Source organism: Armatimonadota bacterium, from assembly GCA_036504095.1.
GTDB lineage: Bacteria > Armatimonadota > DTGP01 > JAKQQT01 > JAKQQT01 > DASXUL01.
Window position 1 is genome coordinate 1 of sequence record DASXVS010000070.1, and the last position, 3,948, is coordinate 3,948.

The 3,948-nt window shown below is 64.6% G+C and carries 4 protein-coding genes; 2 read left to right on the forward strand and 2 right to left on the reverse strand.

What is annotated here, in order from left to right; translation table 11 throughout:
* Positions 1-258: hypothetical protein (locus VGM51_15525; protein HEY3414448.1), on the reverse strand; the 258-nt coding region annotated here is incomplete at its 3' end.
* 442 nt (positions 259-700) lie between these two features.
* Here VGM51_15525 and VGM51_15530 point away from each other — a divergent pair.
* Positions 701-2,161: a tail fiber domain-containing protein gene (locus VGM51_15530; protein HEY3414449.1), complete on the forward strand. Its 1,461-nt coding sequence runs from the start codon at positions 701-703 to the stop codon at positions 2,159-2,161.
* The gene (locus VGM51_15535; GenBank protein HEY3414450.1) at positions 2,158-3,606 is read left to right on the forward strand and encodes a tail fiber domain-containing protein; all 1,449 of its coding nucleotides are present in this window, start codon (positions 2,158-2,160) and stop codon (positions 3,604-3,606) included. Before VGM51_15530 ends, VGM51_15535 begins: the two co-directional genes overlap by 4 nt.
* 32 nt (positions 3,607-3,638) lie before the next feature.
* Here VGM51_15535 and VGM51_15540 read toward each other — a convergent pair.
* Positions 3,639-3,948, reverse strand: a 310-nt coding sequence (locus VGM51_15540) for a hypothetical protein (protein ID HEY3414451.1), incomplete at its 5' end; no start/stop codon positions are given.

Sequence of the window (3,948 nt, forward strand, 5' to 3'; positions counted from 1 at the left end):
GCGCAGGTCTTCAAACGCGAAGATGGCCCCACCATAGGCGATAAGCTTTTCCACGGTGGTTCCGTCAGTGTATGTGACCTTAACGCGCGCCACGACCGTGTCCGCCTCGGTGACGTTCGTGGTCGCCCACAGGAAGCGCAACTCGCCGGCCTTGCGGTCGCCGATGGCCATATCGATGGCCTTCGGCCACTCGCCGGCCGGGTTCAGCGAGCCCGCCATCCAGACCGGAGCGCCGATCGCAAACGTCGTGCCGGCCAACGTCAGTGCCGAGTCCTGGAATCAGGCTCGAGATTCGACGTATTGAAGCAGGAACTCCAAAGTCCACCGGTCGGACCATCGGAACTTTCGACAACATGAGAACATGTATGTGATAAGGAAATCTGTCTAATAGTAGCCGGAACACGTAAGGGCAGGGGAATAGCCCGGGGTACCTGGCAGGGCTATCGGATCATAATCTGCGGCTTATGTCTCCGAGGTCTGGCGCAGGCAGTCGGCACCGATGGGTCGCTGCGGGCATCTTTCCACCAGCGTTCCGACGGGACAGGCCACGGCCGAATTAGTGCGTTCACGAATCCATTTCAGGGCTAACGCAGCCCAATGCAGTCACGATGCGATAGCCCCGGGGTACGTGGTGGCCTCGACTCGAACCCATGACGAGATGCTCTGCGCCTGTGGCGCCCGCATCAGAGAGGAAACGGAGATGATCGTGTCCTTCGCTCGCGCGGCGGCTTTTGCCGGGCTGCTTGGGTGCGCGGCGCGTTTCGCGCCGGCCCAGGCGCCACGTACCATAACTTTTCAGGGGCGTCTGACCAACGCCGCGGGCGCCGCTCTGCCGGACGGCCCCCAAAACGTGATCTTCCGCCTGTACAACGGACGGGAGGGAGCGCTCGCTGTTACCCATGAGTTGCAGACCTTCAGCGGCGCCACCGTGACGCTTGCCCATTCCCCAGTGGTTGCCAACAGCGAGACTGTGGCGAAGGCGGACGGCACGTCCACCTACACTCGGGGAGGCGCCTACACGATAGACGACGCGACGGGTGTAATCACGCGAGTCAGCGCCGCGGCCATCCCGGATGGTACGCAGGTGAAGGTGGACTACCAGTATACGGCCGCGAAGCTCTGGGAAGAGATGAAGGCCGTGCAGGTTCGGGGTGGCCTGGTCAGCACCGCCCTGGGGGATGCCACGGCGTTCCCGGCCACATTGTCATTCGCCCAACCTCTCTACCTTGGCATGCAAGTGGGGGCGGACCCCGAGATGACGCCAAGGACGGCTCTGGCCAACGCGCCGTCCGCCCTCGCCCTGGCGCTGCCCTATGCGGACACCGCGGACATCCCGAATCCCGGAGCCGTGGTCTCCGTTACGAACCTGGGTAACGGTAACGTTATACATGCCGTCCAGGCTCCTTCCACCCTCTTCGACCCCTACCAAGGGATCCCGGCCGCCGTCTGGGGTAGCTCGCAGTGGACCGGGGTGCTCGGCACAGGAGCGAACGTCGGGGTGTGGGGACTTGGCATCGACGGTCCCGGCGTGTACGGCGAAACCTCCGCCGCGGGTGGTGGTCACCATGCCGCTGCTGTTGAGGGACGGAGCACCGCGGACTCCGGCGTGGCCGTTTTCGCGGGAGACAAGGAGCCTTACGGGATAGCCGGGATCCAGACGAACTTTCTCCTTCCGGCGACCCACATCTGGTGCGCGGAGAACGACAACCAGGTCTTCGCCGTTACGGCCGGTGGAGCCGTCTGTGGCCTCAGCTTCAACCAGTGCTCCGACGTTCGCTTCAAGCAGCGAATCGAGACCTTGCAGGACCCGCTGAACGCCATCACCGCCCTGAGAGGCGTCTCCTTCGAGTGGAACCCGAAAGGCGCCGGCCGCGCATTCCCATCGGGTAAGCAAATCGGGTTCGTCGCCCAGGAAGTGGAGAAGGTGCTGCCGCAGGTGGTGCATACGGACCAGGACGGCACCAAGTCGGTTGCCTACCAGAACGTTGTCCCGGTGCTGGTGGAGGCGATCAAGGCGCAACAGAAAGAGATCGCCGACCTTCGGCGGCAGGTTGCCGGATTGACCGCCCTGGAGGGCCCGCTGAAGCAGCGGCAGATGGGTGCAGCAGATCACGGAGCGCCGAGAGGTGGTGCTCTCACAAGCGAAAGGAGAGGCTCATGAAATCCCTTGCTTGGCGCGTCCTCGCGTCAGCGCTTCCTGTACTTCTCCCGGCCGGGCTGTCTCAGGCCCAGGCGCCGCGTACCATAGCATTCCAGGGGCGTCTGACCAACGCGGCGGGCGCCGCCCTGCCGGACGGCCCCCAAACCGTGATCTTCCGCCTGTACAACGGCCGGGAGGGAGCGGTCGCTGTTACCAATGAGTTGCAGACCTTCAGCGGCGCCACCGTGACGCTTGCCCATTCGCCCGTGGTTGCCAACAGCGAAACGGTGGTGAAGTCCGACGGCTCGGCCACATACTCTCGTGGAGCCGCCTACACGATCGATAACACCACCGGTGTGATCACGCGGGTCAGTTCCGCGACCATCCCCGACGGTACGCAGGTGAAGGTTGACTATCAATATACGGCCGCGAAGCTCTGGGAAGAGACGAAGGCCGTGCAGGTTCGGGACGGCTTGGTCAGCACCGCCCTGGGGGATGCCACGGCGTTCCCGGCCGCATTGTCATTCGCCCAACCTGTCTACATTGGCGTGCAAGTGGGCGCGGACCCCGAGATGACGCCGAGGACGGCTCTGGCCAACGCGCCGTCCGCCCTCGCCCTGGCGTTGCCCTATGCGGACGTCGCGGACATCCCGCTGCCTGGAGCCGTGGTATCCGTTACGAATCTCGGACAAGGTACGTCCGTATATGCCGGCCAGGCTCCTCCCACTGGCTTCGAGAACTACGGGATCGAGGCCGCCCTCTGGGGTAACTCCCAGTATGCCGGGGTGCTCGGTACAGGTGCGTCTGGCGCCGGGGTGTGGGGCGTCGGCGGCACCGGCCCAGGCGTGTACGGCTTCTCCTCCGCCGCAGGCGGTGGTCACCATGCCGCTGCCATTCAGGGATATAGCAGCGATCAGTCCGGCGTGGGCGTTTTTGCGGGAGACTCTAGCCCTTACGGGATAGCCGGCTTCCAGACGAACTTTCTATTTCCCGCGACCCACATCTGGTGCGCGGAGCGGGACCAGCAGGTGTTCGCCGTTACCGCCGGGGGAGCGGTTTGCGGGCTGAGCTTCAACCAGTGCTCGGATGCACGCTATAAGCGGGAGGTTGGGCCTCTGCGTGACCCGCTCGCATCGGTGCTGGCGCTTCGCGGCGTGTCCTTCGAGTGGAACCCGGCGAGTGCCTCTCGATCATTTCCGGCGGGCAAGCAGATTGGGTTCATCGCGCAGGATGTCGAGAGGGTTCTGCCTGAAGTGGTCACTACGGACCGCGACGGGTACAAGTCGGTGGCGTATCAGAACGTCGTCCCCGTGCTGGTCGAGGGCATGAAGGCCCAGCAGAAGGAGATCGAGATCCTGCGGGTCCGGGCCGCCCGTGTAGACCGCCTGGAGGCGCGGCTGAAGCGGCTGGAGGAAGCAGCTTCAGCCGGTCGGCGACGTCAGGGCAGGGACAACAGCCACGACTGACGGCCAGTCCTTCATAGCCCTCTCCCGACACCCTATTCCAAGCCCGTCAGCCCCATCAGGACCGGCGCCGCTTCCGTGCCCTCGCTGGAAACCCGGACGGAGGCAATTGCCTTTTCGGGGTGCGGGTTGTTCCACGTCCACAGGCGAGCGGCGGCGTCGCGCCCGGTGCCGGTCTTGCCGCGCCACGCGGTGAGGACCTGTGCGCCGCCGCGCAGGTCTTCAAACGCGAAGATGGCCCCACCATAGGCGATAAGCTTTTCCACGGTGGTTCCGTCAGTGTATGTGACCTTAACGCGCGCCACGACCGTGTCCGCCTCGGTGACGTTCGTGGTCGCCCACAGG

Coding starts and splice junctions, on each gene's coding strand:
- VGM51_15530 (HEY3414449.1), top strand. CDS start 701: ATGATCGTGTCCTTCGCTCGCGCGGCGGCTTTTGCCGGGCTGCTTGGG.
- VGM51_15535 (HEY3414450.1), top strand. CDS start 2,158: ATGAAATCCCTTGCTTGGCGCGTCCTCGCGTCAGCGCTTCCTGTACTT.